The 24,273-nt window shown below is 51.1% G+C and carries 29 protein-coding genes; 20 read left to right on the top strand and 9 right to left on the bottom strand.

Going from position 1 to position 24,273, the window contains the following annotated elements; all coding sequences use genetic code 11:
• The first annotated feature begins 60 nt into the window (after positions 1-60).
• The 3 genes from CRO57_RS25445 (at position 61) to CRO57_RS11770 (ending at position 2,321) form a co-directional block, all read left to right on the top strand.
• Positions 61-264 carry a WYL domain-containing protein gene (locus CRO57_RS25445; protein WP_483189146.1) on the top strand — a complete coding sequence of 68 codons (204 nt, stop codon included), beginning with the start codon at positions 61-63 and terminating at the stop codon, positions 262-264.
• A 357-nt stretch (positions 265-621) separates the two neighbouring features.
• On the top strand, positions 622-1,545 hold the full coding sequence (locus CRO57_RS11775) for an NAD-dependent epimerase/dehydratase family protein (protein WP_097153642.1): 924 nt from the start codon (positions 622-624) through the stop codon (positions 1,543-1,545).
• A complete protein-coding gene (locus CRO57_RS11770) occupies positions 1,542-2,321 on the top strand; it encodes a hypothetical protein (protein ID WP_097153641.1) in 780 nt (259 codons plus the stop codon). Before CRO57_RS11775 ends, CRO57_RS11770 begins: the two co-directional genes overlap by 4 nt.
• 133 nt (positions 2,322-2,454) lie before the next feature.
• Here CRO57_RS11770 and CRO57_RS11765 read toward each other — a convergent pair whose 3' ends face one another.
• Entirely contained in the window at positions 2,455-3,327 is an 873-nt protein-coding gene (locus CRO57_RS11765) for a LysR family transcriptional regulator (protein WP_097153640.1), read from the bottom strand.
• A 94-nt stretch (positions 3,328-3,421) separates the two neighbouring features.
• On the opposite strand from CRO57_RS11765, the gene tmpA reads away from it, so the two are divergent.
• From tmpA to CRO57_RS11730, 7 genes are all read left to right on the top strand, one after another.
• Positions 3,422-4,561: a 2-trimethylaminoethylphosphonate dioxygenase gene (gene tmpA / locus CRO57_RS11760; protein ID WP_097153639.1), complete on the top strand. Its 1,140-nt coding sequence runs from the start codon at positions 3,422-3,424 to the stop codon at positions 4,559-4,561.
• Positions 4,558-5,154, top strand: coding sequence for a (R)-1-hydroxy-2-trimethylaminoethylphosphonate oxygenase (gene tmpB / locus CRO57_RS11755; RefSeq protein WP_097153638.1), 597 nt, complete (start codon positions 4,558-4,560; stop codon positions 5,152-5,154). Before tmpA ends, tmpB begins: the two co-directional genes overlap by 4 nt.
• Positions 5,155-5,157: 3 nt before the next feature.
• The gene (locus CRO57_RS11750) at positions 5,158-5,793 is read left to right on the top strand and encodes an alkaline phosphatase family protein (RefSeq protein WP_097153637.1); all 636 of its coding nucleotides are present in this window, start codon (positions 5,158-5,160) and stop codon (positions 5,791-5,793) included.
• Complete coding sequence (locus tag CRO57_RS24380; protein ID WP_244580085.1) at positions 5,675-5,986, top strand: alkaline phosphatase family protein; 312 nt, start codon at positions 5,675-5,677, stop codon at positions 5,984-5,986. The genes CRO57_RS11750 and CRO57_RS24380 overlap by 119 nt, the downstream gene beginning before the upstream one ends.
• A 302-nt stretch (positions 5,987-6,288) precedes the next feature.
• Positions 6,289-6,684, top strand: coding sequence for a VOC family protein (locus CRO57_RS11740; protein ID WP_097153635.1), 396 nt, complete (start codon positions 6,289-6,291; stop codon positions 6,682-6,684).
• A gap of 146 nt (positions 6,685-6,830) precedes the next feature.
• Positions 6,831-7,145, top strand: coding sequence for a muconolactone Delta-isomerase (locus CRO57_RS11735; RefSeq protein ID WP_097153634.1), 315 nt, complete (start codon positions 6,831-6,833; stop codon positions 7,143-7,145).
• Positions 7,146-7,147: 2 nt separating this feature from the next.
• Positions 7,148-7,516 (top strand): ribbon-helix-helix domain-containing protein, encoded by a 369-nt coding sequence (locus CRO57_RS11730; RefSeq protein ID WP_097153633.1) that lies wholly within the window; start codon positions 7,148-7,150, stop codon positions 7,514-7,516.
• A gap of 16 nt (positions 7,517-7,532) precedes the next feature.
• Here the strand turns inward: CRO57_RS11730 and CRO57_RS11725 are convergent, their stop codons facing one another.
• Complete coding sequence (locus tag CRO57_RS11725; RefSeq protein ID WP_097153632.1) at positions 7,533-8,165, bottom strand: hypothetical protein; 633 nt, start codon at positions 8,163-8,165, stop codon at positions 7,533-7,535.
• A gap of 81 nt (positions 8,166-8,246) precedes the next feature.
• Between CRO57_RS11725 and CRO57_RS11720 the strand changes: the two genes are divergently transcribed.
• Together CRO57_RS11720 and CRO57_RS11715 are read left to right on the top strand one after the other, a co-directional pair.
• Complete coding sequence (locus CRO57_RS11720; RefSeq protein ID WP_097153631.1) at positions 8,247-9,734, top strand: hypothetical protein; 1,488 nt, start codon at positions 8,247-8,249, stop codon at positions 9,732-9,734.
• A gap of 100 nt (positions 9,735-9,834) precedes the next feature.
• Positions 9,835-10,041 carry a hypothetical protein gene (locus CRO57_RS11715; protein ID WP_097153630.1) on the top strand — a complete coding sequence of 69 codons (207 nt, stop codon included), beginning with the start codon at positions 9,835-9,837 and terminating at the stop codon, positions 10,039-10,041.
• Positions 10,042-10,109: 68 nt separating this feature from the next.
• Here the strand turns inward: CRO57_RS11715 and CRO57_RS11710 are convergent, their stop codons facing one another.
• The gene (locus CRO57_RS11710) at positions 10,110-10,886 is read right to left on the bottom strand and encodes a helix-turn-helix transcriptional regulator (RefSeq protein ID WP_097153629.1); all 777 of its coding nucleotides are present in this window, start codon (positions 10,884-10,886) and stop codon (positions 10,110-10,112) included.
• 137 nt (positions 10,887-11,023) lie between these two features.
• Between CRO57_RS11710 and CRO57_RS11705 the strand changes: the two genes are divergently transcribed.
• The 5 genes from CRO57_RS11705 to CRO57_RS11685 are packed head-to-tail and all read left to right on the top strand — an operon-like array spanning position 11,024 to position 16,539.
• Positions 11,024-12,085, top strand: coding sequence for an ABC transporter ATP-binding protein (locus CRO57_RS11705; RefSeq protein WP_097153628.1), 1,062 nt, complete (start codon positions 11,024-11,026; stop codon positions 12,083-12,085).
• On the top strand, positions 12,082-12,975 hold the full coding sequence (locus tag CRO57_RS11700; RefSeq protein ID WP_097153627.1) for an ABC transporter permease: 894 nt from the start codon (positions 12,082-12,084) through the stop codon (positions 12,973-12,975). Before CRO57_RS11705 ends, CRO57_RS11700 begins: the two co-directional genes overlap by 4 nt.
• The gene (locus CRO57_RS11695) at positions 12,972-13,760 is read left to right on the top strand and encodes an ABC transporter permease (RefSeq protein ID WP_097153626.1); all 789 of its coding nucleotides are present in this window, start codon (positions 12,972-12,974) and stop codon (positions 13,758-13,760) included. Before CRO57_RS11700 ends, CRO57_RS11695 begins: the two co-directional genes overlap by 4 nt.
• A gap of 28 nt (positions 13,761-13,788) precedes the next feature.
• Positions 13,789-14,811, top strand: a complete 1,023-nt coding sequence (locus tag CRO57_RS11690; protein WP_097153625.1) for an ABC transporter substrate-binding protein — start codon at positions 13,789-13,791, stop codon at positions 14,809-14,811.
• 57 nt (positions 14,812-14,868) lie between these two features.
• Positions 14,869-16,539: an amidohydrolase gene (locus CRO57_RS11685; RefSeq protein ID WP_097153624.1), complete on the top strand. Its 1,671-nt coding sequence runs from the start codon at positions 14,869-14,871 to the stop codon at positions 16,537-16,539.
• A gap of 92 nt (positions 16,540-16,631) precedes the next feature.
• On the opposite strand, the gene CRO57_RS11680 is transcribed toward CRO57_RS11685, so the two are convergent.
• A complete protein-coding gene (locus CRO57_RS11680) occupies positions 16,632-17,219 on the bottom strand; it encodes a LysE family translocator (RefSeq protein WP_244580084.1) in 588 nt (195 codons plus the stop codon).
• Positions 17,220-17,391: 172 nt separating this feature from the next.
• A complete protein-coding gene (locus tag CRO57_RS11675; RefSeq protein ID WP_097153622.1) occupies positions 17,392-17,796 on the bottom strand; it encodes a winged helix-turn-helix transcriptional regulator in 405 nt (134 codons plus the stop codon).
• A gap of 99 nt (positions 17,797-17,895) precedes the next feature.
• On the opposite strand from CRO57_RS11675, the gene CRO57_RS11670 reads away from it, so the two are divergent.
• From CRO57_RS11670 to CRO57_RS11660, 3 genes are all read left to right on the top strand, one after another.
• The gene (locus CRO57_RS11670) at positions 17,896-18,312 is read left to right on the top strand and encodes a 4-oxalocrotonate tautomerase (protein WP_097153621.1); all 417 of its coding nucleotides are present in this window, start codon (positions 17,896-17,898) and stop codon (positions 18,310-18,312) included.
• Positions 18,313-18,399: 87 nt separating this feature from the next.
• On the top strand, positions 18,400-18,828 hold the full coding sequence (gene gloA / locus CRO57_RS11665) for a lactoylglutathione lyase (protein ID WP_244580083.1): 429 nt from the start codon (positions 18,400-18,402) through the stop codon (positions 18,826-18,828).
• A 199-nt stretch (positions 18,829-19,027) separates the two neighbouring features.
• The gene (locus tag CRO57_RS11660; RefSeq protein WP_097153620.1) at positions 19,028-19,411 is read left to right on the top strand and encodes a tautomerase family protein; all 384 of its coding nucleotides are present in this window, start codon (positions 19,028-19,030) and stop codon (positions 19,409-19,411) included.
• Positions 19,412-19,591: 180 nt separating this feature from the next.
• Here CRO57_RS11660 and CRO57_RS11650 read toward each other — a convergent pair whose 3' ends face one another.
• From CRO57_RS11650 to CRO57_RS11635, 4 genes are all read right to left on the bottom strand, one after another.
• A complete protein-coding gene (locus CRO57_RS11650; protein WP_097153618.1) occupies positions 19,592-21,166 on the bottom strand; it encodes a gamma-glutamyltransferase in 1,575 nt (524 codons plus the stop codon).
• Positions 21,163-22,647, bottom strand: coding sequence for a tripartite tricarboxylate transporter permease (locus tag CRO57_RS11645; protein WP_097153617.1), 1,485 nt, complete (start codon positions 22,645-22,647; stop codon positions 21,163-21,165). Before CRO57_RS11645 ends, CRO57_RS11650 begins: the two co-directional genes overlap by 4 nt.
• A gap of 9 nt (positions 22,648-22,656) precedes the next feature.
• On the bottom strand, positions 22,657-23,121 hold the full coding sequence (locus CRO57_RS11640) for a tripartite tricarboxylate transporter TctB family protein (protein ID WP_097153616.1): 465 nt from the start codon (positions 23,119-23,121) through the stop codon (positions 22,657-22,659).
• 68 nt (positions 23,122-23,189) lie between these two features.
• Entirely contained in the window at positions 23,190-24,143 is a 954-nt protein-coding gene (locus CRO57_RS11635; RefSeq protein ID WP_097153615.1) for a tripartite tricarboxylate transporter substrate binding protein, read from the bottom strand.
• Positions 24,144-24,273: the final 130 nt, after the last annotated feature.

The following is a 24,273-nucleotide window of genomic DNA, read 5'->3' as shown; positions in this document are numbered from 1 at the left end:
ACATCTAAGTTTGTCAAAGATCGAAGCCGCCAAAGTAATCTGTGAAGCTTTGAATTTGCTATTCTGGCAATTTCACTTCCGCTACATAAACGTTCTCTCAAGGTTCAACTACCGCTGCAACAGCAATGTCTGGAAATCGACTATCTGTCAGAGGCCTACAAACGCACCACCCGCGTGATCGAGCCGCACTATATCCCGCTCAACTGGCCCGTTTGGTACATCATTACCTGGGACCATCCACCACCACCCGAACCTTCCGAATAGACCGCATCAAGAGAACCATGTCACTGGAGCAGAGTTTCGCACTACGGCCCCAAAGCCAGTTCCAGAACATCTTCGCAGATTATTTCGAAGCGATTTAGGGTAGGCCGGGATGGCAGCTTGGGGGACGAAGCAGATATTTGGATTTCAGGTCATTAAACCGTAGAATTCTGTGTTTAAAGCAAGGCGGGAAGCAATCGCGTATTGAAAGCGATATACAGTCAATGCTCTCTTTGAAAACGATGAGAGAATTTTGCAATCCTCATTAGTTGCGGCTGCCCAAAACTCCATCACAGCTTTTTTGATGTACTTATCAAACCAAATTTTCTGCAAGATTCATATCCTTGAGGAACTTGATATATGGTTAAGTGTTTGGTGACCGGAGGAACTGGCTTTGTAGGTGGAGCAGTCATCGATCAATTAGTTCTTCAAGGTTTTGAAGTAACAAATTTCGATATTTGCAAACCTTGCCAACAGCACACTTCATCTAGGGTGCGTTACATAGTCGGGGACGTTAGAGACGAAGGCGCGATCTTAGAAGAAATACGAAGCGTAGATTGGGTGTTTCATCTAGCGGGTGTTCTGGGAACACACGAGTTATTTGATCGTGCGCGGCTTGCTATAGATACTAACATCGTCGGCACCCTAAATGTCTTAGAAGCAATCAAAAGATATAATCGAAACACACGATTATTTATACCGGCCAAGCCAAATGAATGGAACAATGTTTACTCGGTAACGTCCGCCGCCGTTGAGAAATTAACACTCTCTTATGCCGAGACATATGGGCTTGATACTCGGATATTGCGACTCTGGAATTTGTATGGTCCTGGTCAAAGTATATCGCCAGTTAGGAAAATGGTTCCGACTTTCTTCGCTCAGGCAATAATAGGAAATCCAATTGAGATTTTTGGCGATGGAGATGAGGAAGTGCGGCTGATTTACATCGAGGACGCTGCAAAGACGATATTGTCAACAATGTTTTCAAATTTACCTAAGACGCCACTTGAGATTTCCGCTTCGACAAAGTTAACGGTAAGTGATGTTGCAAAAAAAATATTGAGTGTAACAAAATCAAACGCAGCTATTGAAAACATTAAGATGAGGCGTGGTGAGCAATCCGGTATGTATTTCTCCTCTCTTCCCGCAGTTGAGGGGTTTATAAATAATAATTTCTATACTTCCATTAATGAGGGTATTGAAAAATCATATGAATGGTACTCAAATATAAGCTTTAATGAATTGAAGATTGAATTAAAAAAAATCTCGATGGATTTGAAATGAAATCTGTATTAGTGCTGTTGATCTGGACCGCTGTTTCGTTTTTTTTGATTTTATTCGCTAGAGATGTATTTATTTACGATACGGTAGAATTGGTATTACCAGCAGCCCACGAAGTTAGAAGCATCGAAGCTCGGCTGGGTAACTTGGGTACATGGCTGCAAGCTACGATCTCACTGCTAACTTTGATCATAACTAGCTTTGCTATAATTCAGCTGTTTATGGTGAGACAGCAAATTGCGAACGACGAAATCAGAAAGCAACAAGATGCGTACCGCCGATTAGTCGATCCTCAAATGGTTTCGATCAAGAGATTTATTCATTCTGAACACGTTGGTAATTGCTTCGATGTTCTCGAGGAGTATTTAAGCAATACGGAACTGACACAAAAAGACGCCACAACCAAACTCGGCGAACTTCGGGCGGATATGCGTGTCGACAAACCTGACGACGACTATCCTCTCTTTCAAGGCAAGGCCCTTACGCTTGACCATATCGAACTTGTTCTCAATGAATACAATAGTCTCTCCAAGCTGTTGAATGAAGGTAAGCTGGATTCCCAGTTTTCCACCGAACTAGGTCTTAAAAATTTCAACACTATCTATCAAAAGACACTCCCTTTTATAAAGCTTAGGCAAAATATGAACCCTAGCTATGCCAAAGAATTCGAGAGTTTCTGTTTGAGCAAAAGGAAAACAAATTCGCGCGGTTACCATGTCAGTTCATTTTTAAAATACCTCATCAGCGCTTTCCCTTATCGAAACTCGTCAAAGAAATAGATATACGCCATTGTCGTCTCATTGGCTTGGGGCGCAAAGTGGTCCTTGGGTCCTACGATCAAACAAGCCGGGCCACAGTGTAACTGCAGCTCGTTCGCTTTGTGTGCTTGGTTCCGAACTCCATTCTTCCCCCCTAAACCCCCGTCGCAGTCAGCGCGCTCGACAGGCTCTCCCATTGGCGGCGGCTGATGGCGGATCTGGTGGCCAAGAGCCAGTAGGTCTCGCTATGGTCGAAGATATGCTCGCCTAGACGGACAAGCGCGCCGCTTTGCAGATCGGACAGGCATAGCGGCAGGGAGCCGAGGGCGACGCCGAGGCCTGCTTTGGCGGCTTTTATGGTGCCGTCCATGGTGTCGATGCGGATTTGCGGCATGGGCGTGGAGGGCAGGGCGAAGCGTTGGGTGAAACTGCTCCAATCAGGACGAGGCCCGGTGCAGGCAAGGCGTGGCAGGCTGGTCCAGTCGTCCGTTTTTGCTGCTTCCAGAAGGCTGGGCGCACAGACCGGGGCCAGTGCTTCGGTGAAGAGCGGGATCTGATAATGATGGGGCCAGTGGCCCGAGCCATATCGGATCTGGATGCTGTTGTCGGTTGTGGCGGTCTGTCCGCCCAGAATATAGGATTGGACGGAAATCTGCGCGCCGGTATCGGCATGGACCCGTGCCAGCCTTGGCAACAGCCATAGGGAAATGACCGATTGGCTGGCCGAGATGGTCAGGCGATTTTTGCCGCTGGCAAAGAGCAGCTCAGAGCTTTCGCTCAAGCCGCGCAAGGCCGCCTGCACATAGGGGAGCCAGGTTTCTCCGTCCACGGTCAGGGAAATGGTGCGGGCCTGTCGCAGGAAAAGCTGGGTATTGAGATGCTTTTCCAGCAGTCCGATGCGCTGGCTGACGGCAGGTTGGGTGAGGCCGATCTCATTGGCGGCGGCGGTGAAACTGCCGAGGCGGGCAGTGGCTTCAAACGCGCGGACCCATTCCAGCGGAGGCAAACTCTGCGATGACTCTTCCATAAATGAAACCGCCCCTTAGCTTTAATTTTTCTAATTTGAGTTTATAAGCATTTTCCCCAAGATGGTAGGGTAATTCGACCAAAGGACCCACATCATGCAAGCCACGCTGAGTGAGAATGGCGCCGTTCTGACGCTGCATTCCGACGATTTCCGCCTTCGATTTCATGCCATCTGGCTGCGCGACAATGCGCAAGACATTGAGACCCGCGCCCCGGGCAACGGCCAGCGATTGATTGCGCTGCGCGATATCCCGGCCGTGACGGTGATGTCTGCCGCCTCAATCGACGGCGAGGTGCTGAGCGTGACCTTCGCGCCGGAAGACAAGAGCGTGACATTCGATCTGGGTTGGTTGAAGGCCAATGCGTATGATAAAGCCGATAAACCTGTGTCTGGCTGGTTGTCTGATGACATCACCCCATGGGATTCGAGCCTGCAGCCCAATGTGCCGACCGGCCAATATCCGGCGCTGGTGCAGCGCGGCGCGGACTATGCCAACTGGATTGACAATGTTGCCCGCTATGGCTTTGGCAAGATTGAAGCTGCGCCAGTGAAAGAGGGGGCTCTGTTTGATGTGGTCGATCTGTTCGGCTATGTGCGTGAGACCAATTATGGCAAGCATTTTGAAGTGCGCACCGAGGTGAACCCGACCAATCTGGCCTTTACCGGGCTGGGATTGCAGGCCCATACCGATAACCCTTATCGCGATCCGGTGCCCTCCATTCAGGTGCTTTATTGTCTGGAAAGCTCGGCTGCCGGGGGCGAGAATATGGTGGTGGATGGTTTTGCCTGTGCCCGCCGTCTGCAAAAGGAAAATCCGGATTACTTTGATGTATTGGCCGAGCATTGCGCCCGCTTTGAATATGCTGGCGAAGAGGGTGTCTGCCTGACCTCGCGTCGCCCGATGATCGAACTGGCCCCGGATGGGGAGCTGATCGGGGTGCGCTTCAACAACCGCTCGCTGGCGGCTGTAACGGATGTGCCGTTCGAGAAGATGGCGTTGTGGTATGCCGCCTATCGCCGTCTTGGCGAGATCATTGATGACCCGGCCATGGAGGTGGTCTTCCGTTTGGAGCCGGGCGAGGCCTTTGTCGTTGACAATACCCGCGTGCTGCATGCTCGCAAGGCTTATTCCGGCATCGGCAAACGCTGGCTGCAGGGATGCTATGCCGACAAGGACGGTTTGCGTTCGGTGCGCGATGCTTTGTCTCGCAAGCGTTTGGAGGCAGCAGAATGAGCACTGCAAAACAGGATCTGAGCGCCGATAACATTGTGGAATTTCTGGCCGATATTTTCGAGCGTCGAGGTGCCGAGGAATATCTGGGCGAGCCGGTCACCATGGGCGAGCATATGCTGCAAGGGGCCACCATTGCCGAGCAGAACAACCAGCCCGACGAAATTGTCGTTGGAGCGCTGTTGCATGATATCGGGCATTTCACGTCCGAGTTTGGCACCTTCACCATGGATGATACCGAAGACCGCTATCATGAAGATGCGGGCGCGGAAGTGCTGGAGCGCTTCTTTCCCAGCGTCGTGACCGATTGCTGCCGCTATCATGTGGCGGCAAAGCGCTATCTCTGTGCAACCAAGCCATCCTATTTCGAGCGTCTGTCAGAGGCCTCCATTCATTCGCTCAATCTGCAGGGCGGACCGATGAGCGAGGAAGAGGTGGCCGAGTTCGAAAAGAACCCGAACCTGAAACAGATCATCGCCGTGCGCTATCTGGATGAAGCGGGCAAGATTGCTGGCATGGAGACCCCGGACTTTCGCCATTTCGCCCCTAGGGTCCAGCGTCTGGTCGATGCCCATATGCGACGCGGCGAGGCATAAGCGATGAGCAAAGTCTGTCTGATTGTGATTGATGGCTTGCGCGATGATACGGCCCGTGTCGCCTGCAAGTATCTGATGGCAGCGGTCGCCAAGGGTGATGCACGGCTCTGGACCATGGAAGCATGTCTTCCCACCATTTCGGCGCCGCTTTATGAGACCATCCATACTGGTCTTACCCCGACCGAGCATGGCTTGCTGGATAATGAAGGTCTGCGTCCTTCAACCAGTCCAAGCGTCTTTTCGGAAGTCAAAGCCGCAGGCGGTTTAAGTGGCGTGGTCGGGCATAGCTATTTCCATAGCCTGTTTGGCGGCTCTGAATTTGATCCCTTCACCCATATCGAAATCAATGATCCGAAGGCGCCCATCGCTTATGGGCGCTATTACAGCATGGATGGCTATGATGCGGACAATTCCGTGCAGCCAGCCGAGATCGACCTCTGCGCACAGGCCTGGATGATTGCCGACCGTCATGCGCCTGACTATCTGCTTTTGCATTCCTCCAGCTGCGATACGCTTGGCCATGCCCATAATCGGTCTTGGGGCGGGTTATGTGCGTCAGGCACAAAAGGTGGATGCGGCGCTGGCAAGGCTGATCCCGCGTCTGATAGAGCGGGGTTATCAGGTGCTGGTTACCGCTGATCATGGCATGGATGAAACGGGCAATCATGGCGGCGACGCGGATTGTCTTCGCCAAGTGCCTTTCTTTGCCTTCACGGACAGGCTGAAAGCCAATGAGACCGAGATGCTGGATCAACGCGCTCTGGCGCCCACAATCCTTGCTCTTCTCGGGATCAATCGCCCGGTCAGTATGACAGCGTCACCGCTCGTCTGATCTTTGCGTTATTTCCTTGCATCAAGGCCGGGCCTATCTATGGTTCGGCCTTTTTGTTTTGGAGAGTTCCTGTACTTGGAGCTTGATTAAAAGTCCCTGGCCAAGCCCACTCCCCCTCCCAAACCACCCGTCATGGTACCCTCTCGATACTTTCAGGGGCGGTTGGCAGAGGGAGAGGGCTGGTGATGCTACTTAAAAGTCTCATCCAGAGACTTTTAAATCGGGCACTAAATCTCGCTGTAGTATTCCCATAATACCACTTTGGTCTTCGCTCCAGTTAAGGTGAGATGGGAGAAAATTTTATGGCAAAACTCATTCACAGCATGATCCGGGTTCTTGATGAAAAGCGCTCGGTGGCATTTTACGAAGCAGCATTCGGGCTCAGCGTCAAAGACAAGCTCGATTTCGAAAGCTTCTGCTTGATCTATATGGTGTCCGACCAATCAGTCTTTGAGCTGGAACTGACAATCAATAAAGAGCGGACAGAGCCTTATGATCTGGGGGATGGCTATGGCCATCTTGCCCTTGTGGTGGATGATCTCGAGGCCGCGCGGGAGCAGGTGATTGCTGCCGGGGCCGAGCCAAGGGACATTGTTGATTTTCGCCCGGCTGGCACACGTGTTGCCAGATTTTTCTTCGTGGCTGACCCCGATGGTTATCAGATCGAAGTGATCGAAAAAGGGGGAAGGTTCTCTTAGAGCTTGATTGAAAGTCCTGGCCAAGCCCACTCCCCCGTCCAAACCGCTCACGAGGGTACCATATCGGGTGGTTTGGGAGGGGGAGTGGGCAGGACATGCAATTCACAGCGAGCTCTTAAATCAAAGCATAAGGGGAGGAGACCAAAATGCTTTATCAATTGAATTTCAATGTCGAATATGATGCCACCATGCAGCAGCAGGGCTTGCTGGGCGTATGGGCAGAAGAAGCCGATGCTGCCCTGGGCGCAAAATCGGCAGGGGTGGTCAAGGATCTTTGGAAGATCGTAGGCGAGCGCAAAGTCACCGCCATTGTTGATGTCGAAAGCCCGGATGCGCTGGATCAGATCCTGTTTGATCTGCCGATCATGCAAAGAATGGGACATCATGTGAATGTTGAGGTAAAGTCTTTGCGCCGCTACGAAGATTTCGCGGCAGATGTTAAAGAACGCCTCGGCAGGTAACAATGTGCCAATTGTTCATAGACGCAGATCCTGCACTTTGGACGCCCCAGACCCGATCCTTTCGGATGGATGGGATGGTGACCAGCGTGCGCCTGGAAGATCTTTTCTGGCGCACTCTGGAGACGATCGGGGAACGGGATGATCTGACCGTCCCACAGCTCTTGCTCCGGCTTTATAATGAGAGTCTGGATGCAGGCCATGATATCGGCAATTTCACATCCTTCCTACGGGTCTGCTGCCTGCGCTTTCTGGATCTGCAGTTGCGCGGCTTGATCCCGGTCGAGCCGGGCGTCAGACTGTCAGAGTTGCTGGTTGATGACATTCTGGCTGCGGAACGCTGCGAACGCGATAAACGCGCGCCCTTGCTTTGATTGGCTGATGGGTTTGTTAACCACAATGCACATATAGGGCAACCCGAGGCTCTGGAGCTTTGTCTGCGGGGGCAAATCCAACTTCGCTCCCGCGTCCATCACCTCTGACAATGCCAAACATCCCCAGATACTGGAGTACGGAATAGTATTTCGAGGGTGGTGGTGAGACAGGTATGGTGTCGCCAAGAGTTTTGGGTTCGATATATGAGGGGAAGCTTGGTGCGGCCGGATCAAGAGTTTCATCCTTCTCTCTGTTTCCAAAAGTCGTAATCTGCTCACCAAAGTTGCTCAGTGCAGGAATTTTGCTCTTGTCGCAGGTGAAGGATAGGGTGCCTTCATCAAGATCAAGAATGCCCAGCTTATAACGCGTCCCGATAAAGATGGTTTTCCTTCTATCATCGATATAGAGAGCAGCGCCCGAGTTATACGGCTTCTTGTATATTTCGAACCATTCGCTTTCAGCCAATGGCCAGAAACCACCCTTTTCGTTGAGTGATAGTCTCTCTTCCATTCCCCAGTCCCAGGATACGGAAAAGGTCAGGTTGTAATCAGTCTGGTCAATGACCACGGTCTTTGAACTCTGTGTCGTCTTGTTCCAGACCACAAGAGTGACACCGATAAGCAAGGCAATGAAAATAATTTTACGCATCAGTTTGGGGACTTTGCATACTAGCGATTTATTCAGTCTCATAAGATATGGATGGACCTATACTAGCCGTAAGGTCATATCATGTTTCGTCTCTCTTTATTTTTTGCGTTGTTTCTTGGTTCTCTATTCCCTGCTTTTGCTGGCAATTTTTGCATAAAAGCACTCAAGAATGGCAAACCCAAACTGCCGGTGGAGGTCAAATCCCCTTATCGTATGGCCAGTGATCCGCTTGTCGTTGGTGGTAAAATGGGGCTTCTGGTCAAAGCCTATAACAGGCATGAAATCTATGAGATTGTCGATAATGACTATCGTCTGGTGAGGGAGGATTTCCCCCATGTCTGGGGCTTGTCATACCCTTACAGAACATTTCCCTTGCGTGCTGGCGGGGCGATAGGAATAGGCTCAAAGCCAAGGGCCATCTATTATTTGCCAGCGGATGGTGAAAGGTTCGAACGGATCGAAGGCACACAAGATTATGTAGCTGCCAGTTTTGATGCTGTCTCGCAGATCCTTTTCTTTCAGCCCAAAAATTCAAATAGAATCTCTGTGATATGGGCGGGTAAAGTCCTGCCGACCACCTTGCCCACGTTGCTTGAGCGTGGCGTTGGCGATATTCACTTTATCCCGGAGCTTGAGGGCTATTTGGCCAAAACCTCTGCGAATTTTGAATCTAAGAAAGGCAATCGTTTTTGGTTCTTGAAGGATAAGGATGGGGTTTGGCTGCCTGCGAGTGAAGAGTTTGAAAAAGAGGATGCGCGTGTTCTTGACTATTATTTGAGAGACAAGACAATTCTTGTCGAAGAAGATGTCAGGATACTCAAGATTTTTACGAATAATCGGCCAACCGCTTTTTTCCGGATTGAGGATGGCCGGCCTGTCTTTGACAAGGCAATTTCTGAAGACGGTTGGACGCAGCATGAAAAGTCGCGGTCCGCACTTTTGTGGAATCCGATGTTTTCGGAACGAAAGAAAACCTGGTGGGGCAAAGTCATCGAACCAGAGACGCCCAAGCTTTATATCTTGAGATATGGTCAGACAGTCCCGGAAGAAATTCCAAATATCGCACCAGCCAAAATTGACGATGGCAATGGGTTTCTTTCCTTTTCGACGTTTATAGATGCATTACCTGAAACCGGGGATCTGTTGATCGAAACAGACAAGGGACGCGTTTTGTTTGACGGCAAAGACTTTGCCGCCGTTCCCGGCCTTGGCTATGACATCTTGGGAAGGCATGTGCGCTTTGTTCATAGCGGTCTGAAAAAACTTCTTCAGTCCGAAAAGGGTGTCTTTGTAATGAATGACGATCTGCTGATAAAGCAGGTTACGCAATTCCCTTTCCATGATCCTTGGCGCCATAATGTGAGCATCGAGTATTTTCCCAAGCTGGAAGCCTATTTGATCAATGACCGCAGGACTGGTGACGTCTATTCCTCCGCTGCGTTCGAGACTTTTCATCGGATCGAAGGCTCTGCAGAAATCACCCAATTTGTTGCTGCCTTGCCCGACCGAGCGGCTGTGCTTGCCGTGGCCAAGGACGGACTCGTCACGATCGAGAAAGACTGCAGATAACAGTAGCCTTTCAACCCTGCTGGATTTCAGGAAAATCGCGCACTCTTCGGTTCCAAGTCCCTAAGGGTAAAATTGATCGAGTAGAAATGGGGGCGGGGACTTGATAGAGCTGCGAACGCGACAAACGCGCGCCCTTGCTTTGATTGGCGCGCGTCTGATCAAGCGGGGTTATCAGGTATTGGTCACCGCTGATCATGGCATGGATGAAACGGGCAATCATGGGGGTGATGCCGACCGTTGGTGTTACGTGCCGTTTTTTGCCTCTCCTCGTCTGAGCGCGCTGGTGGTGCAGCCTGAAAGTCTCTGATCGAGGCGTTTAAATCGGGCGCTGAGCTTGATGTAGATGTTCCATTCTTCTGTTTGGTCTCGGGGTTGCTATGCATCTGACCCGACATAACTGACCAACAGTCCGAACAACTCATTTTGTGATGAGATGCTCAGCTTCTTGTATAGCGATCGGCGATGGACTTTGACCGTCTGGATTGAAATCCCGAGTTTCAACCCGATGGCTCTGCTGGAATGCCCCTGAACGATCAAGGCAGCGACCTCCGCTTCGCGCATCGAGATGTCGGTGCGACGTGCGTGAGCCATGGCATGAAACCTGCTGTCCAACGGTTGCGATTCCATCACTTCCACGGCGGGCTGATTGACCAGAACCTGCCTCAATTTAGGGGCCAGAACCTTTGCTAGTTGCTGGAATTTGGCAAGCTCGGTGGCGCGAAACCGTCGTTGTCCGTGATTGCGCCCCATTGAGAGATGAACTGCGGAGGTCTCATCAATCCGCGCCACGAATCCCAGCTCATCCACCATATTTGTTGCCCCAAAATAGTTGGTGAAATACTCGCTTGATTCAAACCGGTCTGGTGCGATGTCTCTTAACAGACAGGCTTCCCAATCCTTGACGGTAAAGGCGCGATGGAAAAACGGGTCTACCATATAGCCCAACTTGTCATACCGTTCATCAAAGAGCTGGCGCAATGTCTCATCTGGTATCCAGCGGAAAAGAATTTTGGGAAGGCGGGAGCGATGAAAATGGATCGCCAGAATGCTTTTGGCTCGGAAGGTCTGACTGCCAAACGCCGTGATAGCGCGATCAAAACTGTCTATGTCGTCTGCAAGCGCGATTTCGCCCAGAAAGTCATATTCATCCATGAAACGCCCTTCTTGCGACTCCGCACCACCAAATTTGCTTTTTTTTATCGAAATATACCACTCTGGTGGTATTGGATACCAGTTTCAAAGTCAATTCACGTTGAAAATAAAGGCGCCGATTTTTGGGAGGAAATGGCATGACATCCGCAATTGGCCTGAATGGGCTTCAAAAGACATATCCGGGGTCGCCCCCGGTACGGGCGTTGCGAAATGCTGATCTGACCATCAATGACAATGAATTCTTCACGCTTCTGGGGCCATCAGGTTGTGGCAAGACCACGCTTTTGCGTCTTATGGCGGGATTCGAAGTGCCGACAGCAGGGGAGCTGACCTTGTTCGGAGATGATATTGCGCATCTTCCGCCGGAGAAACGTCCGATCAATACAGTGTTTCAACATTACTCGCTGTTTCCGCATATGACGGTTCTCGACAATGTCGCCTTTGGCCTCAAACGTTTGGGCAAGCCAGATGGCGAGGCCAAAAAAATGGCGCAGGAGATGCTGGATCTGGTGCATCTGTCGGAATTTGGTGCACGTAAACCGGACCAGCTTTCAGGGGGGCAACAACAGCGTGTGGCACTGGCTCGTGCGCTGGCACCGCATCCTCGTGTGTTGCTGCTGGATGAACCTTTGTCTGCGCTTGATCTGAAGTTACGTCAATCCATGCGGGCGGAATTGAAGCGTCTGCAAAGAGAAACCGGGATCACCTTTGTTTTCGTCACCCATGATCAGGAAGAAGCACTGGCGATGAGTGATCGGATCGCGGTGATGTCGCAGGGTGAAATCCAGCAGGTTGGTGACTCCGCCACCATCTATGAATTCCCCGAAAACCGCTTTGTTGCAGAGTTCATTGGTGATGCGGATTTCTTCGAGGCTGAGGCCTTGGGAGGGTCCCGCTATGAATTGTCAAACGGGGAAATCCTGATCGGACCAGAAACCAAAACAGCATCTGGAGCCGAGGTGACGTTGTTTTTCCGCCCGGAGAAGGCGACCTTGAAGCATGCAGGTGAAGGTGTGCGCGGACGAGTGTCCGATATTCTGTATCTGGGGAACAGTACCGATTATGTCGTGGAGCTGGCGCAAGGTGGAGCGCTAACGGTGCGCTCGGAAAACCACAAGGATGGCACTGCCATTGCGGATGTTGGAGCGGATGTGGTGGTTGAGATTGATCCTGCGGCCGTGCGGGTGGTGACACCATGATGCGGCTCGGAGACATGATCCGTTCTCATATGGCGCTGATCCCGGCAATGGTGGTCATCGGCTTTTTCATGATCCTGCCGATCCTGATCATTCTGATCTATTCGTTTCTGGCACCTGGTGACTATGGTGGCGTAAAACCCGAATTTTCGATTGATGCCTATCAACGTTTGCTGTTTCAACGGGACCTGTTTGATCATATGGTGTTCGACCCGGCTTATCTGAAAATTGCGTTTCGGTCCGTTTGGGTTGCTGTCGTCTCGGTTGTTGGATGCCTGATCCTTGGGTTCCCGGTGGCTTATTACATTGCCTGCCAACCGGAAGAGCGACGCAACATCTATCTGCTGCTGATCACCATCCCGTTCTGGACCAATCTGTTGATCCGCACCTATTGCTGGATCCTGGTATTGCGCGACACCGGGTTGATCAATGGGGGCTTGATGCGGCTGGGTCTCATAGATGAGCCGCTCTCCTTGCTCTATACCGAGGGCGCAATTGCACTGGGACTGATTTACACCTATGTGCCATTCATGGTCCTGCCGATCTATGCGGCGCTTGAGCGGCTTGACCGACGTCTGATCGAGGCCGCGCGGGACTTGTATTCCAGCCGTTGGGTGGCCTTGCGCCATGTGGTCATCCCGTTGGCAATGCCGGGAATTGTTGCGGGATCAATCCTGGTTTTCATTCCGGCGCTTGGTGCCTTCATCGCGCCCGACCTTTTGGGTGGGGGCAAGAATCTGATGCTGGGATCTTTGGTGCAACTGCAATTCTCGTCTGCGCGTAACTGGCCCTTTGGATCCGCTCTGGCAATGATCATCATGGCAATGGTTCTGATAAGCCTGTTCTTCTATGCCCGTAGTGCCAGAAAAAATGGCGGGGGGATCCAACATTGACCCATAAACATGATATACGCCGGCTGCCCGGTTTCAACTGGATCACCCTGTTCTTCTTTCTTTTTCTCTATTTGCCGCTGATTATCCTGGTGGTGTTTTCTTTCAATGATTCACGATCTGCAACTGTCTGGAGCGGGTTTTCATTGGATTGGTATGTCAAAGCCTTTGCCAATGACGATATCCAGCGTGCCACCAAAAACAGCCTTATCATCGCGGTGTGTTCCACCGCCAGCGCAACAGCCATGGCGATGATGGCGGCATTGGCATTGTCCCGCAACCGGGTCGTGAAAAACAAGAAGCTGTTTGGCGGGATTTTGATCCTGCCTTTGATGGTGCCCGAGATTGTCACCGCAGTGGCCACGCTTACCTTTTTCTCCGCCATCGGGTTGTCGCTGGGGCTTGGCAATATCATCATTGCCCATTCAGTCTTTTGCATCCCCTTTGCCTATCTGCCCATTCGTGCCCGTCTGGAGGGGATGGATGAGAGTCTGGAGAGTGCGGCGCGCGATCTTTATGCAAACAAATGGGACACGCTGCGACTGATCACATTGCCGCTTCTGATGCCGGGCATTGTGTCCGGGGCCATGTTGGCCTTCATCATATCTCTGGATGATTTCATCATTACCCTGATGGTGGCCGAAGCCGGATCAACCACCTTGCCCATCTATATTTACAGCCTTGTGCGCGTGGGGATCACGCCCGAGGTCAACGCCATCTCGACCGTTCTTTTGGGGGTTTCGGTCCTCATTGTCACCGTGTCCTATCTGGTCGGAAAAAAGAAATAGGGACGTGGATCATAACTGGGAGGAAATCATGAAAAAGTTCGCTACATCCTTGCTGGGCCTTTTGCTTGGCACAGGTGCCGCCTTTGCTGACGGAGAGCTGTTCGTTTATAACTGGACGGATTATACCGCGCCCGACCTGATCAAGAAATTTGAGGCCGAAACGGGTATTTCCGTCACGCTCGATACTTACGATTCCAATGAGACGTTGCTGGCCAAGCTGCAATCCGGGGCCACCGGTTATGACATCGTGGTGCCCAGCCACAATTTTGTCCAGATCTTTGTCTCGGAAGGGCTTTTGCAGCCCATCAACGCTGAAAAACTCAAAGGCGCGGCCAACCTGAGTGCCAGTTTCACCAGTCCATCCTGGGATAAGAACAATATCTATACAATCCCATGGCAATGGGGGACCACCTCATTCACCGTAAATACGGACATCTATGCTGGTGACATCAACACCTATAAAATCCTGTTCCAGCCCACCAAGGAATTGCAGGGCAAGATCGGCATGTTCAAATCTGCCGATGAGGTGATCTCGATGGCATTGATTTCGCTGGGACTGCCGCTTTGCAACGAAAATCCCAAAGACATGCAAAAGGTACTTGATCTGCTGAAAGCGCAAAAACCGCATGTGAAGACCTATAATTCCGATGGCATTCTGGAGCGCCTGAGCTCGGGGGATGTTGCCGTGCATCAGAATTGGAACGGTTACTCCATTCGGGCACGCAATCAAAACCCGGCGATGAAATATGCTTTCCCCAAAGAAGGGGTGATTGCATGGGCCGATAATATTGCTGTGCCCAAGGGGGCACCGAACTATGACAATGCCATCAAATTCATCGAATTCCTGATGGATCCGGCAAACATTGCCATTCAGTCCAATTTTGCCGGATATTCCAACGGCATCGCAGGCAGTGAAGCCTTCATGAGCGACAAGTTGAAAACCGCCCATGAATTGTCACCGCCAAAAGGCACGCCGCTTGTCTTCTCAAAAACCTGCTCTCCCAAGGCGGTCGAGTTGCAGAACCGTGTTTGGACCGCGCTTCTGCAATAACGCCACCACACCTGATGGGGCTTCGGCCCCGCTTTTTTCTTTGAAAGCTGACGGCATATGACCGACCTGATCCTTTTGAACGCACGCATTTTGACAATGGTGCCAGATCATCCTCGCGCCGAGGCCATTGCCATCACAGGACAGCGCATTTCCGCGATTGGAAAGACGGCCGAGATAAAAACACTCGCAGAACCGCATACCAACGTGATCGATGCAGGTGGGCGTACGATATTGCCCGGTTTTATTGATAGCCATGTGCACTTGTTTCAAGGATCGGCAGAGTTGGATTTTCTACCGGTAGGCGGGCTGACGGATTTGGCCGATATCCAGCCCAAAGTGCATGATTATGCCAGCATGCGTGCAAAAGAGCCCCTGGTTCTGGGTGTTGGTGCCTTCTACGATCTGTTTGTCGGGCTGGGCACTCCTCCGCGCTTGTTGCTCGACGCCATTCTGCCAGATCGGCCATTTGCCCTGCTGGCGGCAGACCTTCATACGGTCTGGGCCAATACAGCGGCGCTTGAGAAGGCAGGATTGCTGGATGGGGCAGATATGCCCGAGGGCAGTCATGTGGTCATGGGAGATGATGGTTTGGCCAATGGCATTTTGCTGGAGACGGGAGCCTTTGGTCCGGTTCTGGCTCTGTCACGTACCGGCGGGCGGGATATGCTTGGGTATGTCACAGGGAATGACCCCGATCCTGCTGCAACCAAAGCTGAACGTGAAGCAGACAAGTTACTGCTTTTAAAAGGGATTGACCATGTAGCAGAGCATGGTATCACCACATTGCACAATATGGACGGCAATTTCTATCTTCTTGAATTGCTGAGTGAACTGGAAGCCGAAGGACGGCTGAATATACGCGTTCAAGTGCCGATGCATCTGAAAAATTACGATCCGCTGGACCGGTTGCAAGAGGCCGCCCAGATGCATGAGCAATATAGAAGCGAAAAGGTCTGGTCCGGTCGGGTGAAAATGTTCATGGACGGGGTGTTGGAAAGCCGGACGGCCCTGAAATCCCGTCCCTATCCTGATAGGCCGGGTATACAGGGTGAAGCCGTGTTTGATTCCGACCGCTTCAATGAAGCCTGCCGCATTGCCGATGCCATGGGGCTGCAAATCAGCGTGCACGCAGTGGGCGATCTTGCGGTCAGCCGTGTGCTGGATGGATATGAATATGCCCGCAAGTGCAACGGCAAACGGGATGCTCGCCACCGGATCGAGCATATCGAAGTGATTTCCGCAGCGGATATCGATCGCATGAAAAGGCTGGATGTCGTGGCATCAATGCAGCCCCGACATGCACCATTTGCAGGTTTCTTCGAACCACCTCAGCCAAACACCGTTCTTTATGATGATGAATATGTGCGAGCCTATGCGTGGCAAACTCTGCGCGAGAGGGCCATCCCGTTGGCCTTTTCTACCGATTGGCCCGTGGTGCCGGTTGATGTCATGGCCAATATCCAATGTGCGGTCGCTCCGATGGATCTTGGACCAAGCTGGCCGGATCAGAGCCAAACCCTGATGAACACGTTGGACAGTTACACCGCCGTGAATGCCTGGATGGCATTTCGCGACCAGCATCATGGTAGCCTCAAACCCGGACTGGCCGCTGATCTGGTCATGTTGGATGGTGATATCGAAGACTGTGACACCAATGAGCTGCGCGATTTACCTGTCGCACTGACCATTTGTGATGGGACGATTATATTTGTTGATGGTGCAGTTTAGTCGCAAGCTTCTTGTATGATTGGCGGTTTTGATGATGGTTTTCAAGGCCATGATTTTGTCAACGATCCTGAGTTTTCTGGGCATTGCCAGCTTCAGGCAAAGAGCATCCACACTGCGACGGCAGTCAGAATTATACCGAATGCAAGATTGAGTGTTTTCGCGCTATCGGGTGATCTGAACAGGTTTGCTATCCTGTCTCCAATCAGTGTCCAGATTGAGAATGCTACCAGATTGTTGAGCGTGAATATTGTCGTGATCAATATGATTTGAGCGAATATTTCCGTGGTGGACGTGTTCAAAAACTGAGTGAACATCAGAGCAATGATCACATAGGCTTTGGGGTTGAAGAGCAGCAGAACGACGCCGTCGATAAATGTTGCGGGTTTTGCTTCTTCAGCTCCTTGCAGTGTTCCTGCTCTCAGCATTTTCCAGGCTATGAAAAGAACATAGAGGGATCCAGCAATCTTCAATGCCATAAAGAATTGAGGGAATGTCTCGATTGTGGTCAGAAGGCCAAAGCCAATTGCCGCAGTCACCAGCCAAGTTGCGATGTGATATCCGATATTTGCCGGTATCGTTGCACGGAAACCAAATCTTGCTCCGTTGGCAGCGAAAAACATGTTACCCGGACCCGGACTATAGGCAAGCGGGAACAAGAATAATATGAGTGCAAGTGTCATCAGTAGCATTCCGTAACTTTGAAAGAAGGACTGTTACTGAAGCATTTGAAGAAGTGATCTTGCCACCCGTTTCTTGCTCAGCTTGTCGGTTTTGATTAAGGTTGCGACCTGGCCTTTATCTACCAAAATTGCTTGCTATGCCTTGGAAATGTCTTGTGTTCTGCGGTCCAACCTAGACTGAACGAAGCTGTGCTTCGAAGGCTTTGCGGTCATGACGGATCTTGTCCAGCACATCGTGTGATGCGTTTGGACGGTCGTCGTGCGTGCCGCTCCATATGATGATCTCCAGCAATATCGGCGCCAGATCGCGTCCCTTTTGGGTCAGGGTATAAAGGAAGCTGCGGCGATTTTCCGGGTCGCGGCTTTTCTCGACGATTCCGTCACTTTCGAGCTGCTTGAGCCGGTCAACGAGGATATTCGTTGCAATGCCCTCTTCGGCCTGCAGAAATTCGCTATAGGTGCGTTTTCCGCGCAGCATGATCTCGCGGATGATCAGCAAGGTCCAGCGATCCCCAAAGATATCGAGCCCGAATGCAATGGGGCAACCGGACGGGCGTTTTCTGGTTTCTGGTTTCATTTTCCAACTCTAAAAAAAAGACTTGCAAAATGCAATATATAGTTTTAGGAAATTACATATTACATATTGCATTTTGCAAGTTAATAATGGAGACGTTAGATGCCAATATCCCTAACCCTTACTGATGGTGTCCTGCCGACGGGGCAGGAAGCTGTTGCTGTTGCCAAAATCACCGAGTCTTTTCTCAAACATCACGGCATGAGCGGGAATACCAAGATGACGCCCAACATCACGGCGCATGTTGCGATTTTGCCAAAGACCCACACCTTTGCTGGTGGTAAGCCGGTTGAAGGGGCCTGGGTTGAGACCACGACGCCGACCTTCGCTCTGGCTGATCACGAGGTGCAGAGCGCATTCTTTGGGGAGGCAACGCAGATCCTGCATGATCTGTCGGGTGGAACGCTTGCCAAGGATCGCATCTGGTCCAACGGTGTTCATGCGGTTGATGGTACATGGAATCTTGACGGTAAGGCCATGACCAATGGCGAAATTGGTGATGCGGTGTCAGGCGGATAATCGACTTGCCTGCAAGAAGACACAATTCTGCCGGACGGGAGGCTCGTCTTTCCGTCCGCCTTTCTCATCAATTGCAAGGATCTGAAAATGACCATGATGCCCAACCCTCAATCTATTCCTCATCGCTTACTCCACGCCATGATCCGGGTTGGCGATCTGGAGCGTTCCGTCGCCTTCTACCGCGACGCACTTGGTATGCGAGAGTTGCGACGCGAGGATTATCCGGATGGGCAGTTTACCTTGTCTTTTCTTGGCTATGGGGATGAGAGAAATGCATCTGTCATCGAGCTGACCTACAATTATGGCGAGAAAGACTATGGTCATGGTACGGGGTTCGGCCATATCGCCGTTGCCGTTGCTGACATCGCTGCTGCTTGTGAGCGTTTGGCGGGGATGAATGTCAAGATTCTGCGTGATCCGGGGCCCATGACATATAGTGCGACAAACGGGCAGCGTGATGTCATCGCATTTATCGAGGATCCGGATGGGTATCGTATCGAGTTGATCGGAACCTGAGCTTTTCGCTGACCAGTTTTACCGTTTTGAAATTCAGAGCCTGATTTAAATGTCTTGGCCGAGCCCTCTCCCCTCCCAAACCGCTCACGAGGGTACCATATCGGGTGGTTTGGGAGGGCGAGAGGGCTGGTGATGCAGCCTAAAAGTCTCGATTGGAGACTTTTAAATCGGGCACTCAGATATTCCAGGGAGAAATATCATGCCATTCGTGCGCATCCATCATCCGCAAGGAAAGAGTTCGCATTACGGTGTTGTTCTGAGCCAGGCTGTCCATGAAGCTCTGATCTCTGCTTTTGCAATTCCGCGCGAGGACTTCTTTCAAGTGGTGACACAGCATGAGGCGGGGACCGAGTTGATCGGCCCGGCAGAGTTTTTGGGCATTACCCATTCTGCTGATCTGATTATTGTGCAGATCACCTGTGCGGAAGGGCGGACACCTGATCAGAAAAAAGCGCTTTATGAAGCGATTGCCGACAATGTCAGCAAGGATGCTGATGTGCCACGGAATGATGTGATCATCAATCTGGTTGAGACCAAACGCGAGAACTGGTCCTTTGGCGATGGAGCCGCGCAATTCTCATGATGCGTACCATGTCAATGTGATAGGGCGATTGGACAAATCGCCCTATCATTCGGACGACAAAATGGTCAAGATCTGGCGTCCGCAAAGAGTGCGAATGGGCAACCAGCCCATTCGCACTCTTTTTCCAGTCATATCAGACCATTTTGACACCAAATCCAGCTCATTTATGCGTCTTGCATCCTAGCTTTCAGCGGATACAGTATCAGCCCAGGGAGCCATAATTTCCGTTGTTCCTGCGTTCATTGTACCATTTCGTTCGATAATAGAGGGGCAGGCAAAATGGTAGGGATAGACAGTGCGTGGGGCTTCGGTCATGCTTGGTAACTTTTGCTTTAGGGCGGTGCGGATTGGCTCTGGCAAGGTATGATCGATGATGGTTGTTTCCGACAGACTGACATCAATCCTTGGTTCGTGCATTGCAGTATTTGCATCCATGCCAAAGTCCAAAAGATAAGATATCAATTGGGCAACGGCTGGCATGATTTTGCGGCCACCTGCTGCTCCAAGGCCGAAGCGCGTTCCGTCCGAACGTTCCAATAATGTAGGGCACATGTTAGAGAGACAGCGTTTGTTCGGACCTATGGAATTTGGTTTCCCGGATTCGGGATCAAACCACATAATTCCATTATTCATAAGGACCCCGCTTGATGGCAGGGTCATACGTGAGCCAAATATTGAAAGGAGCGTCTGGGTCACAGAGACCATTGTTCCTTCTTCATCCACTATATTGAAATGTGTGGTGCAACCTGGCACTGGTTCATTCGCAACATCACCCATTGTTTCGAAACGTTCCTGATTGGCTTTACGGATCACTTGATCAAATGTAGTGAAGTCTTCCGCTGAAGGTCTCATCCCGTCAGGAGACCATTCTTTGAGCCATTGGAATACCCGTTCCAACGTCGGTCCGGCAGTTATCTCCGGGGTTCCGAAAATGCGATGGCCTTTGTACCGAAATTCAGATGCGGGAACAATTTGGGCTCTGTAATCGTTAAAATCCTGGAGGCTATGGTGTCCTCCAGCGGCTTTCAGATCATCCACCATATTCTGAGCAATAGACCCTTGGTAGAAGGCTTTTGCTCCCTGTGACGCTATGGTTGCCAATGTGGTTGCGAGATCACTCTGGTCACATCGTGTCTGGCCAAGTGCGGTCCAGGCGGAGGCCTTTGGGAAGCCGTCTTCTTCGAGATAGACAGCGCGAGATGCCGGAAATTTGGCCAACCCCTTGGCTGCACTTGCGAGGATCAATTGAGCATACCAGTCAACCAGCAGCCCTTCCTCAGCTTCAATGATGGCAGGAGCCAGAAGATCCGCCCAGGGCAAAGATCCGAAGGTTTCATGGGCCTTGGCCATTCCGGCTACCTGACCGGGAATTGCGATGGCTTTTGCTCCAAAGACATTGGCGTCGTCTTTAACGACAGGCCAGGGGAAAAGATCATTGGCCTTCCCACCGATGACGGGATAGTCTTCTTTCTTCAGCATGGAGGGTGATCGCATGCCGAAATCCACCACGTGAGCCCCTTCATCATTGGCGCGCCGGATGATCATGTAACCGCCACCACCGATACCGCTCATCCATGGTTCTACAACACCGAGTGCAAACGATGTAGCAATGGCGGAATCAATTGCGTTTCCGCCTTTTCGAAGGATATTTGCTCCAATTTCGGACGCTATGCGGTTTTGTGATGCGACCAATCCTTTTTCGCTGACAACCACCGGTTTTTGAATTTTCATTGTTTGGCTTGCTGCGCGGCTCATGTTCGGGTCTCCTTGCGCTCTTTCAGAGTTCGGTGGGTTATGAAACTGACTGAAAGTACGGTCAGGCCCAGAAATAGGATGGAAATTGGGGTTGAGACGAAGATCGACCAGTCTCCGGAAGAAATTGTGAGGGCCTGTCTAAGCGATTGCTCGCCAATTGGTTCCAAGACAAAACCAATCATCATGGGGGCAAGTGGAAAAGCCAGTTTTCGCATGGCATATCCAAGAAATCCAAAGCCCAGCATGATCCAAAGATCAGTGGGACTGGAATTGAAACCGAAGACGCCCAGCAAGCACAGGATTGCGATAATCGGATAAAGCACATAGCGCGGGATCATCACAATGCGGGAGAAAAGCCGGATTGCAGCCAGCCCGATAATGGGAAGCATGAGTGCGGCGATTAGCAAGGCGATGAATATTGCATAGACAAGGTCGAGATGTTCGGCAAAGAGCTGAGGTCCGGGTGCTAATCCGTGTATCAGGAAAGCGCCGAGTAGAACTGCCGTAACGACATCTCCTGGAACACCTAGAGCCATCAACGGGATTAGTGCGCCGCCTGCAGTTGCGTTGTTGGCCGATTCCGCTGCGGCCACACCGTCCAGAGATCCTTTGCCAAATTTCTCAGGTGTTTTTGAAGCGCGCTTGGCTTCGGAATAGGAGAGAAATGCCGAAGGGGTGGCCCCCAAGCCTGGAATTGAGCCCAATATGATCCCGATAACCGAACCCCGCAGGATTGTGGGAAGCTTCTCTCGTATCTTTGCCCAACTGATTTGGGCTTTGGGAACGACAACCTTTGAAATCGAATCTGTGAGCTGCTCTGCCTGAATGAAGAGCTCCGATACGGCGAAGAGACCAATCAGCATCGCCATTAGCGAGATGCCATTTAACATCGTGAGCTCACCGAATGTGAAGCGTGGTGTTGCCATCATTGGGTCAAGGCCTATCGTCCCAAAGATAAACCCTATGGATGCAGCGATAAGGCCCTTGATTATGGACTTTCCTGAAACTCCGGCAACGATGGTCAAAGAAAACAGAACCAGCATTGTGAACTCTGGCGGACCAAATTTGGTGGCCAGTTGTGCCAACAGGATAGCGCCGAAGATCAGAGCTATGGTTGAGATAACGTCTCCAATGACTGATGACCATAGTGCCATTCCCATTGCTTCACCGCCGCGCCCTTTTTGGGTCAGCGGATAACCGTCAAGAACCGTGGCTGCTGCTGCAGGCGTACCTGGTGTGTTGATAAGGATGGCTGGTATACATCCGCTGAACAATGCCCCTTTATAGGTGCCAAGAAGAAGGGCAAAGGCGGTGATTGGTTCAAATGCATAGGTCAGAGGAATGATGAGTGCGATGCCCATGGTGCCGGTCAACCCCGGAACAGCACCCATGAAAACGCCGAAGGCCACACCTGCAAAGATTGCGATCAGGTTCTGGATTGTTAGTAGCATGTCCAAAGCAGAGAGGAGGTCAATAATCATGAGCATATCTCAAACGAGTGGCAGGTTCAGACCAAAGCTGAACACAATAAACAAGGTTGCGGTTGTGGTGGCGGCAACCAATAAGATGATCAGAGGATTCCGCGCGCCAAATAGAAGCATGAGGGCAGCAATGGTTGGCGGGGTTGCGTAGAAATATCCGAATGACTGAAACATCAGAATGAATCCGGCCATGGTAGCGGCGATCAATAGCGCGATCTGGAATTTCGCCAAGCGATCCTTCAGTGTTATTTGGTTGATTTCAGGCTGTTTCGGGGATTTTGTAAATCCAGAGAGACTTATCAGGGCCAGTCCGCCAAAGCCGATCAGAATAGTGCCGAGCCGCGGAAAAAATTGCGGTGACATGGCACCACTCTCGCTGTTTGCGACAAAATTGGGAATTAAATAGAAATACAGTGCAGTTGAAAAACCTATCAATACCAGCCCGCAAATTGTATCCGACTTTCTTTGTTGCATTCCCTGCCTCCCTTGGGGAAATAAAAGGCCCGTTGCGGTGTAGCAACGGGCTTCGCGTTATCACGTTGCTATTTGCCAAGTCCGGCGGCTCGAATGATCTCACCCTGAATTTTGTAATTTTCACGGACATTTTGTTCGAAATCGGCGCTGTTTCGATAGGTCATCTTCATAGCTAATTTGTCGATAATCGCCTGCAACTCCTCACTCTCAGTTGCATTCTTGATAGCCGCGTCGAGTTTTCCGACTATGTCTTCGGGCACACCGTCGGCGGCCGCTATGCCCAGGATGGAGGGTGCAGCAATGTCGTATCCCAAGTCTTGTAATGTGGGTACATCGGGAAACTGCTTCATACGTGCGCCGGTCATGATGGCAAGAAGCTTGAAATCACCCGATTGAACCTGGGGCAACCATTCGGTAGCGCCAGCCATGACATCGACGTGATTGCCTAGCAGAGCGGTCACGGATGCGGCACCGCCCTTGAACGGAATTGCTTTCCAGTCGAGACCTTCCTCCATTGCCAGGCGTTCCATTGTCAGATGCTGGGGTGTGCCAGTGCCTGCTATGGCATAGCTGATTTTGCCGGGGTTCTTTTTGGTGAATGCCACCAGTTCCTCAAAAGTCTGATAGGGCGCATCTGAGGGAACAACGATCCCGAGATTCCATGCACCATATTGGGAGATGAAGGTGAAATCGGAAAGCGTATCGTAAGGTAATTCCTGACGGTGCGGCGAGAGCACTGCAGCTCCTGTTGTCAATGTAAACACATTATAGCCATCTGGCCGCTCTGCAGCAGCGAGGCCCGCAGCAAGTGAACCACCACCGCCCGGCTTGTTGATTACGGTTACAGATGTGCCGAGTTCTTGTTCAAGCAGTTTAGCCAGGACACGTGCAGTTGAGTCCGTCGTTCCACCAGCACCATATCCAACGGTCAGATTGATGTCCTTCGATGGCCAGTCGCCTGCAAGTGCAGGGCCTGACAACAAGAGCAAGCTAAGAGTAGCTGATCTCAATAAATTCTTCATATGATCCTCCATTTTATCGTATAACGATTTTTATATTCGTTATTCAATTTAATAGTCATGAAATTGATCTGTCAACAGGATATTTCGTGTGACTGATTGCGAATACTGATGAAGGCATGGTCTATTGCAG

Origin of the sequence: Cohaesibacter gelatinilyticus (assembly GCF_900215605.1) — a bacterium.
In the GTDB taxonomy this organism is placed as follows: Bacteria; Pseudomonadota; Alphaproteobacteria; order Rhizobiales; family Cohaesibacteraceae; genus Cohaesibacter; species Cohaesibacter gelatinilyticus.
This window is presented reverse-complemented; position numbering and strand designations above follow the sequence as displayed.

Bases quoted from the DNA above. Each gene is read 5' to 3' on its own strand.
- CRO57_RS11765 (WP_097153640.1), bottom strand. From the start codon at position 3,327: ATGGAAGAGTCATCGCAGAGTTTGCCTCCGCTGGAATGGGTCCGCGCG.
- tmpB (WP_097153638.1), top strand. From the start codon at position 4,558: ATGAGCACTGCAAAACAGGATCTGAGCGCCGATAACATTGTGGAATTT.
- CRO57_RS11690 (WP_097153625.1), top strand. From the start codon at position 13,789: ATGAAAAAGTTCGCTACATCCTTGCTGGGCCTTTTGCTTGGCACAGGT.
- CRO57_RS11725 (WP_097153632.1), bottom strand. From the start codon at position 8,165: ATGCGTAAAATTATTTTCATTGCCTTGCTTATCGGTGTCACTCTTGTG.
- CRO57_RS11660 (WP_097153620.1), top strand. From the start codon at position 19,028: ATGCCATTCGTGCGCATCCATCATCCGCAAGGAAAGAGTTCGCATTAC.
- CRO57_RS11770 (WP_097153641.1), top strand. From the start codon at position 1,542: ATGAAATCTGTATTAGTGCTGTTGATCTGGACCGCTGTTTCGTTTTTT.
- CRO57_RS11750 (WP_097153637.1), top strand. From the start codon at position 5,158: ATGAGCAAAGTCTGTCTGATTGTGATTGATGGCTTGCGCGATGATACG.
- CRO57_RS11740 (WP_097153635.1), top strand. From the start codon at position 6,289: ATGGCAAAACTCATTCACAGCATGATCCGGGTTCTTGATGAAAAGCGC.
- CRO57_RS11635 (WP_097153615.1), bottom strand. From the start codon at position 24,143: ATGAAGAATTTATTGAGATCAGCTACTCTTAGCTTGCTCTTGTTGTCA.
- CRO57_RS11775 (WP_097153642.1), top strand. From the start codon at position 622: ATGGTTAAGTGTTTGGTGACCGGAGGAACTGGCTTTGTAGGTGGAGCA.
- CRO57_RS11680 (WP_244580084.1), bottom strand. From the start codon at position 17,219: ATGACACTTGCACTCATATTATTCTTGTTCCCGCTTGCCTATAGTCCG.
- CRO57_RS11730 (WP_097153633.1), top strand. From the start codon at position 7,148: ATGTGCCAATTGTTCATAGACGCAGATCCTGCACTTTGGACGCCCCAG.
- gloA (WP_244580083.1), top strand. From the start codon at position 18,400: ATGACCATGATGCCCAACCCTCAATCTATTCCTCATCGCTTACTCCAC.
- CRO57_RS11650 (WP_097153618.1), bottom strand. From the start codon at position 21,166: ATGAGCCGCGCAGCAAGCCAAACAATGAAAATTCAAAAACCGGTGGTT.
- CRO57_RS11670 (WP_097153621.1), top strand. From the start codon at position 17,896: ATGCCAATATCCCTAACCCTTACTGATGGTGTCCTGCCGACGGGGCAG.
- CRO57_RS11675 (WP_097153622.1), bottom strand. From the start codon at position 17,796: ATGAAACCAGAAACCAGAAAACGCCCGTCCGGTTGCCCCATTGCATTC.
- CRO57_RS24380 (WP_244580085.1), top strand. From the start codon at position 5,675: ATGCCCATAATCGGTCTTGGGGCGGGTTATGTGCGTCAGGCACAAAAG.
- CRO57_RS11640 (WP_097153616.1), bottom strand. From the start codon at position 23,121: ATGCAACAAAGAAAGTCGGATACAATTTGCGGGCTGGTATTGATAGGT.
- CRO57_RS11645 (WP_097153617.1), bottom strand. From the start codon at position 22,647: ATGATTATTGACCTCCTCTCTGCTTTGGACATGCTACTAACAATCCAG.
- CRO57_RS11720 (WP_097153631.1), top strand. From the start codon at position 8,247: ATGTTTCGTCTCTCTTTATTTTTTGCGTTGTTTCTTGGTTCTCTATTC.
- tmpA (WP_097153639.1), top strand. From the start codon at position 3,422: ATGCAAGCCACGCTGAGTGAGAATGGCGCCGTTCTGACGCTGCATTCC.
- CRO57_RS11710 (WP_097153629.1), bottom strand. From the start codon at position 10,886: ATGGATGAATATGACTTTCTGGGCGAAATCGCGCTTGCAGACGACATA.
- CRO57_RS11700 (WP_097153627.1), top strand. From the start codon at position 12,082: ATGATGCGGCTCGGAGACATGATCCGTTCTCATATGGCGCTGATCCCG.
- CRO57_RS11735 (WP_097153634.1), top strand. From the start codon at position 6,831: ATGCTTTATCAATTGAATTTCAATGTCGAATATGATGCCACCATGCAG.
- CRO57_RS11685 (WP_097153624.1), top strand. From the start codon at position 14,869: ATGACCGACCTGATCCTTTTGAACGCACGCATTTTGACAATGGTGCCA.
- CRO57_RS11705 (WP_097153628.1), top strand. From the start codon at position 11,024: ATGACATCCGCAATTGGCCTGAATGGGCTTCAAAAGACATATCCGGGG.